The 15,947-nt window shown below is 41.8% G+C and carries 13 protein-coding genes and 1 pseudogene; 3 read left to right on the forward strand and 11 right to left on the reverse strand.

Annotated elements, in window-relative coordinates:
• Nucleotides 1–37: 37 nt before the first annotated feature.
• A pseudogene (locus RMY32_RS30890) lies at nucleotides 38–256 on the forward strand (transposase family protein); the annotation flags it as partial.
• Nucleotides 257–375: 119 nt separating this feature from the next.
• Here RMY32_RS30890 and RMY32_RS30895 read toward each other — a convergent pair.
• The 5 genes from RMY32_RS30895 to RMY32_RS30915 all read right to left on the reverse strand — a co-directional run bounded on the left by RMY32_RS30895 (nucleotide 376) and on the right by RMY32_RS30915 (nucleotide 4,240).
• A complete protein-coding gene (locus tag RMY32_RS30895; RefSeq protein WP_322713479.1) occupies nucleotides 376–1,062 on the reverse strand; it encodes a hypothetical protein in 687 nt (228 codons plus the stop codon).
• A 178-nt stretch (nucleotides 1,063–1,240) separates the two neighbouring features.
• Nucleotides 1,241–1,369: a hypothetical protein gene (locus RMY32_RS30900; protein WP_322713480.1), complete on the reverse strand. Its 129-nt coding sequence runs from the start codon at nucleotides 1,367–1,369 to the stop codon at nucleotides 1,241–1,243.
• 127 nt (nucleotides 1,370–1,496) lie between these two features.
• A complete protein-coding gene (gene cobT, locus RMY32_RS30905; protein WP_322713481.1) occupies nucleotides 1,497–2,714 on the reverse strand; it encodes a nicotinate mononucleotide-dependent phosphoribosyltransferase CobT in 1,218 nt (405 codons plus the stop codon).
• A gap of 70 nt (nucleotides 2,715–2,784) precedes the next feature.
• The gene (locus RMY32_RS30910; protein WP_322668773.1) at nucleotides 2,785–3,525 is read right to left on the reverse strand and encodes a DUF2232 domain-containing protein; all 741 of its coding nucleotides are present in this window, start codon (nucleotides 3,523–3,525) and stop codon (nucleotides 2,785–2,787) included.
• 13 nt (nucleotides 3,526–3,538) lie between these two features.
• The gene (locus RMY32_RS30915; protein WP_094349203.1) at nucleotides 3,539–4,240 is read right to left on the reverse strand and encodes a Crp/Fnr family transcriptional regulator; all 702 of its coding nucleotides are present in this window, start codon (nucleotides 4,238–4,240) and stop codon (nucleotides 3,539–3,541) included.
• A gap of 633 nt (nucleotides 4,241–4,873) precedes the next feature.
• Here RMY32_RS30915 and RMY32_RS30920 point away from each other — a divergent pair.
• On the forward strand, nucleotides 4,874–8,950 hold the full coding sequence (locus RMY32_RS30920) for a hypothetical protein (protein WP_322713482.1): 4,077 nt from the start codon (nucleotides 4,874–4,876) through the stop codon (nucleotides 8,948–8,950).
• Nucleotides 8,951–9,307: 357 nt separating this feature from the next.
• Nucleotides 9,308–9,961 carry a sugar transferase gene (locus RMY32_RS30925; RefSeq protein WP_322704964.1) on the forward strand — a complete coding sequence of 218 codons (654 nt, stop codon included), beginning with the start codon at nucleotides 9,308–9,310 and terminating at the stop codon, nucleotides 9,959–9,961.
• Between the two features lie 178 nt (nucleotides 9,962–10,139).
• Here RMY32_RS30925 and RMY32_RS30930 read toward each other — a convergent pair whose 3' ends face one another.
• From RMY32_RS30930 to RMY32_RS30955, 6 genes are all read right to left on the reverse strand, one after another.
• Nucleotides 10,140–10,976, reverse strand: coding sequence for a carbohydrate ABC transporter permease (locus RMY32_RS30930; RefSeq protein ID WP_322713483.1), 837 nt, complete (start codon nucleotides 10,974–10,976; stop codon nucleotides 10,140–10,142).
• 73 nt (nucleotides 10,977–11,049) lie between these two features.
• Nucleotides 11,050–11,976, reverse strand: a complete 927-nt coding sequence (locus RMY32_RS30935) for a hypothetical protein (RefSeq protein WP_322713484.1) — start codon at nucleotides 11,974–11,976, stop codon at nucleotides 11,050–11,052.
• A complete protein-coding gene (locus RMY32_RS30940) occupies nucleotides 11,973–12,590 on the reverse strand; it encodes a 5-formyltetrahydrofolate cyclo-ligase (protein ID WP_322713485.1) in 618 nt (205 codons plus the stop codon). Before RMY32_RS30940 ends, RMY32_RS30935 begins: the two co-directional genes overlap by 4 nt.
• 73 nt (nucleotides 12,591–12,663) lie before the next feature.
• A complete protein-coding gene (locus tag RMY32_RS30945; RefSeq protein WP_322713486.1) occupies nucleotides 12,664–13,608 on the reverse strand; it encodes a GDP-L-fucose synthase in 945 nt (314 codons plus the stop codon).
• Nucleotides 13,609–13,631: 23 nt separating this feature from the next.
• Complete coding sequence (gene gmd, locus RMY32_RS30950; protein ID WP_322713487.1) at nucleotides 13,632–14,711, reverse strand: GDP-mannose 4,6-dehydratase; 1,080 nt, start codon at nucleotides 14,709–14,711, stop codon at nucleotides 13,632–13,634.
• A gap of 463 nt (nucleotides 14,712–15,174) precedes the next feature.
• Nucleotides 15,175–15,930, reverse strand: a complete 756-nt coding sequence (locus RMY32_RS30955; protein WP_322695710.1) for a sugar transferase — start codon at nucleotides 15,928–15,930, stop codon at nucleotides 15,175–15,177.
• Nucleotides 15,931–15,947 lie beyond the last annotated feature (17 nt).

The raw sequence follows: 15,947 nt of genomic DNA on the forward strand, positions 1-15,947 counted from the left end.
ATTTAATTGACACACTTTCTTAAACGCCAAGAAATCAAAGTTAACAAGTGAACAGAAAAAAGAGAACAAGGAGTTTTCATCCAACCGAGTATTTGTTGAACACCGAATTCGTTCTGTAAAAATCTTTCGAGTTGTTCAAGAAAAATTTCGATTAAATCCTAAAAAGTATGCTGAAGTAATTTTGACAATTTGTGGAGTAGTAAGATTCCGAATTGGGGCACTTGTATTACCAGCAGAAATATACGCGTTTACCTGAGAGAAAATGAATGCACATAGCCACGTTTTTTTGTCGGGTTATTAACAACAAACATCTCAAACTCCTATTCTCTCGTCGAAACTAGCTAATTGCTCTCACTGGCGATCGCACCCTATAAGTTAGTCACAGAGATACTTGGGCGGTTTTCGGAGATGTCTTTTAGTTACTCTAACTATAGAATCTCCATTTATATAATTTGAAGTATAATTGGGCGTTAATGGTAGATTATCACCCGATTCTAGTACTAAAATAACTCGAAAAAAGTATTCATCTATACTAGTATGAATCCGCTCAAGCTTAACATCAGTAATCTCGTTCAAAGAATATTGAAACAATGTTTTTCCTAACGTTCCAAACCACCTGTAACGACTAAGTTTTACAGTATTTGTTTCTTTATCAAAATTACAATTGATAAAGAAACCTAGTGACGCTACTAGCAACGCTAATATTCCACAGAATACAGTAATCATGACAGAAATGTAACCAGTAAAAGTCTCATCAAGTATAACCTCTAAATTCTTCTCTATAGGGTTTTTCAAAAAAGTATTAATTCTTAATACTATTGATTGCAATTCTTCAAGGTTCAATTTTGGGTATCCTGCGCGTGAAAAAGGAAAACTATCTCTATCATTTAATAGTAAAATGTTATATTTATAATACTTAGCCTGACCATCAGTATCAATCTGAGTTTCCAATTTAGCCTCTAGTAACTCAGAAACTAGCGTTTGACGAGGATTAGCTAGAGTCAAATAACATCCAGCACCTAAGTTAATTGTCAATAGGATGACAAATAATAAAAGAGTCATTTTATTTGTTGCTCCAGAACCGCTTTAGCAGATAGAAATATTACGGGTTTACCAATTAGATAATAAATTCAAGAAAGAATAACCTTAACTAGTCTTCTGTAGCTAGCGCCATCGAATATGCCGGCATTAATGGAATTCAAGTACTGTGATTTCTGTCCAGGCTCGGACTTTGCCACTGCTAATTATTACCTTGCTGATAAAGCAAGATGGCAATTTCTAATTTCAGTTCATCCTCAGTCATGTTTGATGCTTGGAGGATGTCATCGGGAATTATGACGCTCATAAATAAGGGAAAACTCCAATTCATAGTTTATTCTAATTCTTCTGTCATGCTGGGCAAGATTTTTAAACGCACAGAGAAGTAGCATCGGAGGAAACTTCCGTTTATAACTTTGGTGGGGCGCAGAGTCTTGCCGAATCTAATTCGCTAAGAATTAATGAGATGCTGTACTTAGCCATTCAAGTTGGGCTTCAATGGCTGCCAAAAGTTGGTGTTGCTGCCAATCTTGGCTAAGATGGGCGGCTATGCAAGCGGCTCCAGCGCCCATGCCTTCTTTGACAAAGCCCTGCTCATAAGCTCTCAGTTGGGGATAACGAGAATCAGCAAAGCTCAGATGAGTTGCTAATAGAGAAGGGGTTTCTCCACTTGGAGTTAAGCTGTTTTTTCCTAAGTTGAGGGCTAAGTCAACTGTAGCGCCAGTAGGGTCTTCCGCTACCCAACGGGTTGTGCCTACAACTACTGCTTCTGGTTGCCATGATAAGGCGTAAGCTTGAGCGATCGCACTCATCAACGCATAAACCGCCAGCATTTGTGTCCCTCCAGCCAGCATCACACCACAACGACGGCTAGCAGCGATCGCCATCCCAGCTACCACCGCTTGCATCGGATCGCCCACGGCGGCGACAAGTTGTAAGGGATCTACAGAATTTTGGATTTGAGATTTTGAATTTTGGATTTGAGATTGGAAGTTTATCTCCCCCTGCACCCCCTGCCTCCCCTGCACCCTGCTCTCCCTCATCTTCTCCAGTCCAGCTTGCACTAGTGCCCATTTTTGCGCATGGTTACAAACAGGGTGGCTACTGTTAACTTTTCCGGCAGCATCTATACCTAAACCAGTTAAGATTGCCAGGGCAGTTGTAGTACCTCCAACGACGCACTCACCGAGAATCAAATACCCCTGTTGAATATTGGCGGCTAGGCGTTCTCCCCAAAGTAGTCCTTGTTCAAATAAGTGATGTACTGTTGTAATTTCCATAGCAGCCCCTTGACTTAAACACTTAGCAGGAGCGCCACCCAAATTAATTACTGGCACAGCAGGAGCTTGGGGTAAACCAGCATTAAATAAATGAATTGGTATCTTTAGTGACTCAAATACCGCGCGAGAAATCAGCACAGGTGAAGCGCCAGCCGCCAATGGTGGTAGAGGATATTGGGCTTTATGTTCTGGGCCGTGATACAAAAACTCAGCATCGGCACAAGCTGTATATTTCCGATCCTCCGGAGTGCGACCAGCTGCTGAAATTCCTGGAATTAAACCAGTTTCAGTAAATCCTAAAATACAAGCAAATACGGGTAGACAGCCACGATACCTTCGCAGCCATTGTTCACCCTGTTCTTTTTGAGTATAAATACTAATTTGGGAATTGGGCATGGAACATTGGTTATTAGTTAGAACCGATCGTTTAACCAATGACAAATGACAAATGACAAATGACTAATAATTATCCCTCATAATCCATGAGAACTTGTACCCAGTGTGGTGGGCGGGGAATAGGGTTGCCCAGGCGGTCAAAAAGCAACCATGCTGCTAGGTGTACCACAAAAAGGTAGATAAAGTTGTTGAGTAAAATTAAAGCGATCGCTCCCACTTGAATCAAAAATACACTGGGACTCGCCAACAAACTCAAGTTAAAAAATACCCACTCAATGAACTCAGTCACCTGGGTAATCACATAAATCCATAGGTCTTCACCCGACAAAACCGACAGCAACCACAGCCTAAAAAAGACTCCTAAAGTACCCAATAGCGTACCCAAAGTGATAGAAACAATCCAGGGAAGACGACGACGACACCATGTAGCGCCCAAAAGCACGCCCATGAACCCGTAGGGCATGACAAACAGCAAACTGCGGGCTGGCCCCATCAGTACCGTCAGCAGTAACCCAGAGGTGAGTGCTGCCATCCATGCTGCACGTTTGCCCCAACGCAGATAAACTAGAGCGATCGGCACTGGAAAAAATATCCGCAAAACTGGGCCCAAAGGAAAGTAAAAATTTATAAACCAAATTAAGCTAGCGGTACTGGCTAAAAATGCCGTTTCCACCATCCTCAAGGGCGCATCAGCTTTGATTTGAGGAGGCATTAACTGCTGTTCTTTATCTAACCAATGATTCTGAGGAGTTGGAGATTCAGAGGATGGATCTTCCTCCGGTTCATCTGAGAGAGAATCTAAAATACTCATATCTGACAAGTTTTTAAACGATCATTCTTTCTAAGGCTGACAAATCGGGAATACAAATAGTGTCTTGATCCCGTTTAATCAAGCCTTTTTTTTCTAGCCTTGTCAATACTCGTGTCACCGTTTCCCGCGCCAGTCCGCTCAAACTACTTAATTCCCGATGAGGTAAATTGGGGATTTCGGTTCCGGTTTGCCCTTTTTTTCCCTGTCCTTCTGCCAAAAATAACAACGTATCTGCTACCCTTGACTGGCTATCAGATTCCCGCAACCGCAATCGGCGATTTACTTGCCGCAAACGTCGTGCCATTAGTTGCGCCAATCGAACTCCCGCCAAGGGTTCTATCTGAAGTAATTTGACAAAATCCTGAGCAGGCATACTACCAATTACCGTTGGGGCCAAGGTAATAACGTCGGTGGATCGAGGTGCTTCATCTAGCGCCGCCATTTCACCAAACAATTCACCTTTGCCAATAATATTCAGCGTTACCTCTTTTCCTTCCAGATTGTATGTGCGGATTTTTACCCATCCGTCCATAATAAAATACACAGAACCACCCCAGTCATTTTCCAGTAGAATCACCTGATTGGCTGGATGAGTGCGGGTAACAAGATGGGTGAGGGCTGATTCCACAGCAGTTTCTGGCAACCCTTGAAAAAAGGGAGCGGAGGCGATCATCCAGGAATTAGCCTGTGCTTGCAAGCTATATCGATCTTCCATTACGACATCTTTAACTCAAGCTGCTATGTACACACAAAAAACAGGAGCGCCATTTGTAGCCTAAGCTATCATTGCACAGCTCCCTTTCAAAGAAAAAACTAAACTATGCTACACAAGAAAGCGACAAGAAGTTTTTCTAAATAATCTTTACCTATAAGTTTAAACGGGATAAAAGTTTTGCAAAAAGTAGTTTATAGCCTGCGGTTGGATTGCTTAGGGGCTAGCTGCACTGCAAACTTGATTAGTTATGAATATAGGCAAACAACATTAATGATACTAAAGGGAGTAAATTATTGCTCAGGTATTTTAGCGATTTTCAAAAATAGGCAACCAATGACCTGCAAAATTAAGCTTTTCGAGCAAAGGCTGTCTGAAGAGGACAAGGAGAGGGAAAGACAAGGAGATGGGGGGACAAAGAGAAACTTTTTTCCTTGTTTTCTTCGATGATTGAAGATTGCCACGACTCCCAGTAATCCATAACATAATGACAGTCACAAGTCCAAGTAGCGGCTTTTGCCACTCAAAATTTCTTCTATGGTAGATGCTGCGCGTAGCAAGATCCCCATAGGGATACGGTGATTGTAAATTAATTGTCACATTAGTTGACATACATTTTTAAGTAAGGTAATCAAAGTGACTTTTAGTACAGATGAAATTCAAAAGCTGATCGCAGACATTGACAACTTACTTGCCAGCGGTGGCAAGCGCCTGTCTAAATTTCTGTCTGGTCAGGCGCAAGAGCCTAAAGAAGTTTTAGAGCGAATTCGCGACTTCTTGGTGAGGTTACAAGAAAAAGAAGCATTAGAGAGCAGCATCCCAAATCAGTCTTCTGAAGAACCGCGATCGCCCTTGGCAAAGCCATCGCCTTTGTTAACAAAATTTATCGATCGCGGTAATAACCAGTATCCACTACCGCAGCCCGAACTCACTCAGGAAGAGAATACTGTTGGCGCAGAACAATTAAATAATGAATTTTCGAGATTGATGCAGCCGTTGCGATCGGAATTAGAATTGCTTTTGCAAGAGCGAGCCACTCTCATACAAGAAATTCGGCAACTAGAACAAAAGCGATTGCAAAACTACTCCTTAGCGCAGCAGTTGACAAACCAGGAACAAATGATTACCGAGTTTTTACAGGTACTCATGAGTCGCCTTGTGCCAACTTTAACACCACTGATTGGACAGACGAGGGAAAATTCCGCCAGTTCTTCAGGAGGAACTAATTACACAAACTCTACAAGTCAATCTTTATTAGAATCCTCTGACGATGTGGAGCGCTTAACCCAGCTAGCTAGGGAGTTAGATCGACGCCTATTATCACTAGATGGGACGGTGAATGTAGTCTTTGAAGCACTACAGCGCAATATTAATACTTATTACGAATCCTTGTCCCAAGCACTGGCAAGAATGCATAGCAAGGGGATGCAAGGCGAACAGCTGATGACCAGCTTTGTCAACAATTTGACTCAGCATTTGCAACCAGAATCCTCTAGTTCGCAGTCATCTTTGCCGGGAGGAGAATCTGAAACACTACCATCATTGACTGAACCAACCGAGATTGCTGCCGGAGTTGCACCCCAATCCTTGGAGCTTATCCAGCCAGAAACTTCATCTCCACTCGCAATTGAGCCACAGGAAAATACGCTTACAGAGGATCTAGATGCAGTGCTGTTGCAGCTTGGTGTAGACTCATCTGAATATTCTCAAACCCCGACCGAATTACCGGAAGATATTTCTGCGGCAATTGGTGATGAAGTAGACCAACTTTACGCCAGTTTGTTTGATGCTGGTGATGTTAATAATCCCAGCCTTGATGTTCCTATCAATGACTTATCTGCTTCTACACCATCTCCATCACCGTTGAACATCACCCAGACCCCGCCTGTCTCTCCAAGCATGGATTCTGCGGCTGTGACTCCAGATACAGGTCTTTCAACTCAAGAGACTTTAGGCGAAACCACAGATTCATCAGAGCCACAGGAAGAACTATTTTTTGAAGAAGAGACTGACCTAGATTCACCTCTTAGCTTCTCTACTCCACAAATAGACAGTTTGCCACAAATTGGCACTCAGCCAGCTAGCGTTGATACAATTAATACCCTAACTGAGTTATTACCTGATGCCGATAGTGAACTGCAATTGCTGGAAGTCTCATCTTCTGTAGATAATGCCACAACTACAGCAACTGACTTATTGCCTGATACAGATAACGAACTGCAACTTCTGGAAATCTCATCTTTTGTGGATGATGCCACAACCACAGCACCAGTGGCTCCAGAAGTATCAGAAATTGCTTTGGCAGAGCCTACCGAAAGTATCCCCACATCAGAAGTATTAATTAACAGCGATCACTCCGAACTGTCTTCAGATAACTATATTGCTGCTTCACCCCAAGAAAACTTACTTTCTATTGAGTCAAACCAGTCTCCAGCCATACCAGATATTTCTTTAGATGAAGAACAGTTGCAGCAATTAGATCGGGATTTGGCTAATTTTGATCGGCAGCTAAATTCTGAGTCGCAGCCAGCTAATAACTTGGATGTTTTCTCGGAACCACTTAATAACATTCAAGACACAATCACCACAACTTCCCCTGAAAATCTCCAAATAGCAGAGAATACATCAACAAATGATTTCTCAAGTTTGGCAGTTACCCAGGTAGAAACTGAAAAAAAAAAGGAAGTCACAACTCCCGTACCAGAAAGTTCTTTACCTCCAATTGCCAACTCCATAAATAATCCAGAAGTTTCGTTCAATACTTTAGAATCAGTCTGGTATTTAGGAATTGATTTAGGTACAACAGGAATTTCCGCTACATTATTAAATCGCTCGACTTTTGTTGTACATCCTATCTACTGGTCAGCAGAAAATCCGCCAGGAACAAGTTCCTTTCAGCAATCGTTTCGTTTACCAACAGAGGTTTATCTGCCTACAGCTTCTGTACCCCACGGTGAAAACGAAACTATCGAAGCACATGAGCAGACAGCACCTGCGGCTGTTGCCCAAGATAAAGCACCCGATCGCTCGGCTACTACTCCTGCAACACCAAAATCGACAGCAGATCCGACGAAAAATAACCTCTACTCGGCGCAGTTGAAGCCTTACTTACAAGTAGCCATTCCCTATAAGAGCGAACGACAGAAATGGGAACCTGTTTTGCAATTAAATGAATTTTCGGCAGGGCCTTTGATTTGGGTTGTGCGATCGCTCTCTAAATTACTGTTAACTCTCAAATCCGAAAAAACAAGTACCACCCCTAGTTTAGTGGCTGCCGCTGTTGGGATCGGCGAACAAGATTTTCCCCAGATTATCAATAATATTGCTGGTGTAATTTGTACTTGTCCATCTAGCTGGTCGGAACAATACCGCTTTAATGTGCGGGAAGCTTTACTCACTAGCAAACTCATTCAACATCCGCAGCAAGTCTTTTTTGTTGAAGAAGCGATCGCTAGCCTACTTTCGGAACTTGATGCTGCTAATGGTGAGCAAGTAAAACTAAGCGATGCTCAAGGTACTCATCCAGCAAAAACTAGCGAACATCCGATTGTTGGCAACACCCTGGTGATTAACATTGGGACAACTGCCACAGAAATGTTGCTGGTGAATCTACCAGAAACCTTGCAGCAATTGACATACAATGATTTCATGCTCCACAGTTTTGCTTATGCTGGCAAGGGTATTGAACAAGATATAATTTGCCAACTGCTATTGCCACCGAAATCTCGGCAATCACGCAGAGAAACACCAAGCGATGGCAAAACTACCACGAGTAATTCTTGGCAATGGCAACCGTCAATTCCCGGTTTAGACCAAATGCATTGGCAGACTTTAGGGTTGGAAGAATTAGAACTACCTAGAGTTGGAGAACCAGATATCACCGCTCGAATTCGTCTCCAGCAACGTCTAGAAAGTTCTTTACTGGGACAGGCGGTATTAGATGCGGCATTAGCCCTAAAGCTGATTTTGCAACACCAAGACTCTTTTACCCTAGAATTAGCCGATCAGCGGTGGGTTTTGCAGCGACGAGACTTAGAAAGCCAGGTATTTATTCCCTTTGTGCGCCGCCTGAACCGAGAACTTAACAAGTTATTGGTAGCTCGTGGTATCCCCACAGAAGCGATTAATCAAGCGATCCTGACTGGTGGAGTGGCTTGTATTGGGACGGTGAACCGCTGGTTACGCCAAAAACTTCCCAGCACTAAGATTATTCAAGATTTATATCTCGGTGAAAACGGCGCTCCCAATTGCAGCCGGGTTGCTTATGGTTTGGCGATGCTGCCTTTGCATCCGCAGATTTTAGATATACCCAGGCAACAATACACTGATTATTTCTTGTTTACAGAATTGTTGCGATTGCTACGAGACCGCCCCTTATCTTTCGGTGAAGTTACTCAGTTATTTGAGGGTCGTGGGATTAATACTCGCATTTGTCAGCAACGGCTGCTGGCTTTTTTGGAAGGTGAACTGCCTTCCGGTTTGATACCTTCAATCACAGAATCAACCTGGCTGACCCAGAGTTCGCAAGAAAATCCTGACTATCAGGCGATCGCCACAGCACCACTTTTTGAAAAACAAGGAAGTCTCACTTATCGTCCCAATTCTCAACAACTGTTGTCTTTACGTCGCTATCTAGATGCAATTAAGGCTAGTAATCAGCAATCACTGGAGGAACCATATACGGTGAATTTTGCCTTAGAGGTCGATCGTTGAGACTAGCAGATCGCGCTAGAAATAAGAATACTACTCAAAATTCCAAATGCTTATGTTACGAGCATTTGGAATTTTGCGAATTACTACTAGTACTTCAGCACAGTAATTTTTGGGATATGTGGGATATGTACGATAGTATTATCTTTTTATTAGATGGATAAAATACCGTAATTTTACAATCTATCACTTGAATTGAAAGATTCTGTAAATTTTTGGTTTTTGGTTTTTATATCGGCTAAAATTTGTGTATATTAACACTCAGTAGTATCGACAACAGTAGAAAAAATCGCCTAACAATCATGTCTATGTCTACACTACTAATGTAAAAATTCCTGTTATAAAACTAAGTTAGTTCTTGTGAATAATCTTTATCTTTATTCAGTTAATTGTTTGCAACAGCCTTCACACCCGTCAACGTTAAGCGTGAGAAAACGATTAATTGACATTGTTGGAGCCATTGTCGGGCTGATTGTTACATTTATAATAGCAATTCCTGTAGCAATTGCTACTTTTATTCATGAGCCAAGTCCAATATTTTATTCTCAAATTCGCTGTGGTTTAAACGGAAAAACTTTCCGCATCTGGAAATTCCGCTCAATGATAGTCGATGCTGATAAATTCAAGCATTTGGTTGAGAACCAAGCCAAAGGTCATATTTTTAAATCCGTTGACGATCCTCGCATTACTCCTGTTGGGAAATTTTTGCGGCGTACTAGCTTGGATGAATTCCCTCAATTTTGGAATGTTTTGTTAGGGGACATGAGTTTAGTTGGTACTCGTCCACCTACTCCTGATGAAGTCAGCAATTACGATCCACATCACTGGGATAGATTGCGAGTCAAACCAGGCATTACCGGCGAATGGCAAGCTAATGGGCGTTCCAGCATTACAGACTTTGAAACCATTGTGAAAATGGATATAGATTATCAACGCAAGTGGTCTGTAACTTACGATCTGAGTCTGATTATTAAAACTATCTGGGTAGTCTTGAAAAAGACTGGGGCTTATTAAATTAGAGCATTGGGCATTAGGAGTACTGTTAGCGTCAGCGGGGCGTTTAGCCCGTGCTGAGTTAAGAGTTAAGAGTTAGGAGTTTTGTTTATCTCCTTGTCCCCTTGTCTCCCTTGTCTCCATCATCTCCCTCATCTACCACTTTCTTGTTCTGACTTCTGAATTCTGAATTCTTTTTTCATCCCTTAACACCGCTACCTGTTTCTGTAGGTACAATGTAACGTTGTAAAAACAAAAATAGTAATAATACTGGAGCGATCGCAATTACTGAACCAGCCGCTACTAACCGCCAGTCAAGGGAAAATGTACCTGCTAGCTTTGCGACTCCCAAGGGAAGAGTGTATAAATTTTCGTCTTGGATGACAATTAAAGGCCACAAAAAGTCACTCCAAGCACCAATGAATACGAAAATAGCTAAAGTTACCAGTGCTGGGCGAATTGCTGGTAACATAATATGCCACCATAATCCTAACTCTGAGCTGCCATCCATCCGAGCGGCTTCTTCTATTTCTTTCGGGACACTCATGAAAGCTTGGCGCAACAGAAAAATGCCAAAAGCAGAAGCTAAACTCGGAAAAATCATCCCTAAATAAGTATTTCTCAAACCCATCTGGACTGTCAAAATATAAAGGGGAATCATCACGATTTGGAAGGGAATCATAATCGTAGAGACTATTGCTACAAAAATCCAGTCTCGTCCGATAAAGGACAATCTTGCCAAGGGATAGGCAGCTAAAGCGCAAAACAGCAGATTTAAGCCCACAGTCAGTACTGACACCAAGGTACTGTTATACAGGTATTGTCCAAAAGGTAGGGAGTTCCACACACTAGAGAAGTTATTGAGTGTCGGTTGACTGGGTAGCAACTGTGGCGGCGACTGAAAAATATTTTCCGTTGGCGATTTCAAGGATGTACTGATTAGCCATAGTAAAGGAAAGAGCATCAACAGTGCGATTGTTCCCAACAGCGCATACATTAACAGATTTTGCGATCGTGATTTTTTCCAGTTCAGCATTTGATTAATAAATTCCAAATTTTGTAAATATTAATTTTTGACTAAGAGATTTTTTAATCTATTATTTAATAGCTCAATTTGAATTAATAAATGTCTCAATACTTTTAGTAATTAGCTGCCTTTCTTCATAACTAAAACTTCTATAACATTCATTTAGAGGTAGATTATTGCCTGATACTAATTTCAGATTAAAGCGATAAACTTTACCATCTTCACCATCACCTTCTTCTATTTGTAAACCTATAATTTGACTTAGCGGATATTCAATTACTTGAGTACTAAACCATTTGTAAGTAGTCATTTTTATCCTATTAGCTTCTCGACCTTCTTCAGTCAAATATTTGACCAGCGTTTCTCGAAGGTAATTTTCTGATTCTGGAAGTGTTTCTGGTGGTTTTTCAGGTTGTTGAGATTTGACAGATAATTTTACAATGCGCTCACCAAATTTAAACGGAGCCATACTCCAATATTGAATCAAAAGTGGATTTCCTAACTTTTTGCTACCAATTTTTTGCAAGATAGCAAAGGCGTAACCAAGTTCTTCCAGCCGTTCTGGGGAAAGTTTTCCACTACCTGCTTGGGAAAGGTCGGCGTAATCACGAACATCTTTAGTCAAGAAAATAGGATAATTGTTAAGTATAAAATCTTGAGTTTTTTCTTCATCATCCAAGACTTTTTGCCCCTCCACATTCATCACCTTGATGGCGATACCGCGAACATCAGGCTGGCTGTCGGAGTGGAATTTCCCACGTTTTTCAGGCGAACCACCACTAGAGAAACGAATCCACGCAGGATAGGTTTGAGGCATTTTGAACAAACCTACTCTCAGGTCTTCAGGAAGATTGGGTTCAATAATAAACTCTCCCCAAACGAGTCCATGACTTTTGCTATGAATTTGGCGGAGGTCTGGGCCTGTTTTTTGTTGAGCTTGGAGACTAGTTGCTATAATTTCGTCAATTATTGCTTCCTGCTCAGTGGTAGATGACGTTGGATTAGTCATAAAACATTTGATAATGTGTCCTCATTATCCTGAATCCAGGAACCTTTATGAGTCAATCCGGTTTCCGTACAAATAACTTGTAATGGTTTATCCCAAGGTTCAATAGGTATATGAGACAAATAGGCAAAATCAAAGACAATTCCGATAGTCGGCTTTGTCTGCCATTGCGGTAAACTGAGCAAGCGATCGTAATATCCGCCACCATAACCCAAACGATATCCTTGATAGTCGCAAGCTACACTGGGGACGAGAATCAAATCTACTTCCGCAGCATCTAATAGGGGAGCGTCAGGGTGTGGTTCAATAATGCCATAAGCACCGCTTTGGATAGAATCGTTAGGTGTCCAAATATGCCAAGACAAGGATTTATTAACGCAGCGAGGAAATCCCCAACGGTATTTGGTGTTTGTAAATAGGGGACTGAGGTCAGGTTCTTTGCGAAAGCTGAAATAAGCGAGTATTGTTTTTGCTTGAGTGAATAAAGTGGAGTTTTGTAAATGGGAGCATAAGCGATCGCTTTTTTCTCTCCATTCTCCAACGGACATTGATTTACGTCTTTTAAGTAGAGTGCGGCGCAGTTCTGCTTTATTTAGTTGATGATTAACTTTGTCCATATAAATAAAAATTTTCAAAAAAATAAGCTGGGCATCGCCCAGCTTGTATCACTCTACATTCAGCAGTACATTGTTATGCAGCGTGTTGACGATACCACTCAATGGTATTCTTTAGCCCTTGCTCAAAGCTCACCTGAGCCGTGAAATTAAAGGCAAGATTTGCCCGTTCAGTATCTAAACAGCGGCGGGGTTGACCATTAGGCTTATCAGTTTGCCACACAATTTCCCCCTTAAACTCCATCAAGTCGCAGATTAGAGTTACTAAATCACGAATGGAGATTTCATAACCAGTTCCCAAGTTAACTGGTTCCGATTCGTTATAGAATTGAGTCCCCATTACAATCCCCCGCCCTGCATCTTCTGAATAGAGAAACTCACGGGTAGGACTGCCATCACCCCAAACTTGAAGTTGCTTTTCTGCATTAATTTGGGCTTCGTGAACTTTGCGAACTAACGCTGGAATGACGTGGGAGCTTCCGGGGTCAAAGTTATCTTCTGGACCATATAAATTTACTGGCAGTAGGTAAATCCCATTAAAATCGTACTGCTGACGGTAAGATTGCAATTGAACTAAAAGTGCTTTTTTTGCAATTCCGTAAGGGGCATTGGTTTCCTCTGGGTAGCCATTCCACAGATCGTCTTCTTTGAATGGCACTGGAGTAAATTTAGGATAGGCGCAGATTGTGCCAACACAAACAAATTTTTCTACTCCCGCTTGGTAAGCAGCGTGAATTAGCTGGGTTCCCATGATCAAGTTATCGTAGAACAACTCTGCGGGTTTTTCACGGTTTAAACCGATACCACCGACATGAGCTGCTAGATGGATGATTATGTCTTGCTGGTCAACTGCACGTTGGCTATTTTCCCAGACACGCAAATCCTGATCGCGCGATCGCGGTACTGTAATTTTCTCGCGATCGGCTCCTGCTTTACACAATTGATCTATCACCTGACGGCCTAGAAACCCCGATCCACCAGTGACTAGAATCCGTTTATTTTTTAGTTCTAAGGCGGTCATATTTTATCCTCTGTGATGCCAAATCAGAAGTGCAAAGCGCCCAGTGTTTGACGAATAGTCGCAATGTCATCTGGAAATTGCGAACCTTTTCCATTGGGTGAAGTATGACCCAATGCTTGTAAGTCTGCTTCTACCATTAGGGAAACTAGTTCTTCAAAGGTTACTGATGGTGCCCAGCCCAAGTTCTGCCGTGCTTTGGTAGAATCGCCAATCAACAACTCTACTTCAGATGGACGCAGGTAACGCTCATCAAACTCTACATAATCTTGCCAATTGAGATTCACATAACTAAATGCCAGTTCCAAAAACTCTCGTACCGAGTGGGTTTCACCAGTAGCAATTACGTAATCGTCTGGTTGGTCTTTCTGCAACATCAACCACATTGCTTTGACGTAATCCTTCGCATAGCCCCAATCTCGCTTGGCATCTAGATTACCCATATAAATCTTTTTCTGCTTCCCAGCAACGATACTAGCTACCGCTCTAGTAATTTTGCGGGTTACAAAGGTTTCACCCCGCCGTGGTGACTCGTGGTTAAAAAGTATGCCATTACAAGCAAACAAATTATAAGATTCACGATAGTTTACAGTTTGCCAGTGAGCGTAAACTTTCGCACAGGCATAGGGACTGCGGGGATAAAAGGGCGTTGTCTCAGTTTGAGGTATTGCTTGTACTAAACCGTACATTTCTGAAGAACCCGCCTGGTAAAATCGCACCTGAATTCCGGTACGATGCTGGTAGTCTCGAATTGCTTCCAACAGACGCAATGTCCCCATTCCTACTGCATCTACTGTGTATTCTGGTGAATCAAAGCTAACTCTGACGTGGGATTGAGCGCCGAGGTTGTAAATTTCTACTGGCTTTACTTCTTCTAAAATACGCCGTAATGTTGTACCGTCTGTCAAGTCACCGTAGTGAAGAAACAAGCGCACTCCCTCTTTGTGGGGGTCTTCGTAAATGTGATCGATGCGGTCTGTGTTGAAGGTAGAAGTCCGGCGAATTACCCCATGAACCTCATAACCTTGTTCCAACAAAAACTCACTTAGATATGAACCGTCTTGTCCAGTAATACCAGTAATTAACGCTCGCTTCTGTTGCGTCATACTCAATTATGCCTTATTGTCTTTGATTAAAAATTTACAGCCAATCTGATACAACCTAGCAACTAATTGCTGAATTGCCTAATGGGAAACCTACGAGTTCTTATATGCTATGAGACTTTTTCCGTAAATAAATATACTGAAGAAAAAGCAATCTAGCACGTAAGTCCAACATTTAGATAACTCAAAATTATTTAATTATGTATATTTTCTTTTACCAGACGATCGAGATTATTTTTATATATATTTTTTGTTAAAACTTCATATATCTCTAGTTATGTGAAGACTTAATAAAATAGCCATTTGAAATTAGACTTATGGCAAAAGTACCAAATATTCACACTCACAGAAGTCTGAATTAAGTAGAAAAGCACAAATGATAGAAATAAACATGAGCAATCCTGTGAGGGGAGAATTGGTACTTAGGGGCATTAACTGCCCCACAGAATCCACCCTAAGTATTTACTTAGTATGCGCCGTTATTTTTGGGTAGAATTACTACATCAACAGTTTTCAAGATGATCCATAAATCAAGCCAGAAATTCCTAAATTTGACATAATGCAGGTCTATTTGGACTCTCCGAGGATAGGGAATGTCATTACGCCCAGATACCTGCCACAAACCAGTAATTCCTGGACGGATTGTTAAAATCTCATCAATGTGATAACCGTATTTTGGAAGTTCTTCTCTTACCAAGGGTCGGGGCCCGACTACACTCATATCCCCTTTTAAAACGTTCCAGAACTGGGGAAATTCGTCTAAGCTAGTAATTCGCAAAAATCGACCAATTTTGGTAATCCGGGGGTCTTGTTTTAGCTTAAAACTGCTCTCAAATTCTTCTCGCAATTCGGGCGATGTTTCCATCATTTGCATGAGGATTTCATCCGCATTGCTTACCATTGTTCGGAATTTAATACAATTAAACGCTTTGTAATTTTTCCCTACCCGTTCCTGGACATAAAATATTGGCCCTTCTGAGCTGAAGGCAATCAGCAAGGCCAAAATTAAGTAGACGGGGAAGAACAAAATCAATACCGACAGCGAAAACACTATATCGAACAGTCGCTTGGCAAACTCTCCGTTTAAACCCTGAAAAGATAAACCTTTGGGCTTAACTTTTGGCGTCTTCGTTTTTTGACCGCGTTTTAAGAAACGCACAGACGCTCTAGTGTCTTGCCTTACGCCTCGCTTGCCGGAGAGGAGTGAGCTCTGGGCAGTCATCATACTCCTTAATAATC

It is taken from the genome of Nostoc sp. ChiSLP03a (genome assembly GCF_034531215.2).
GTDB lineage: Bacteria > Cyanobacteriota > Cyanobacteriia > Cyanobacteriales > Nostocaceae > Nostoc.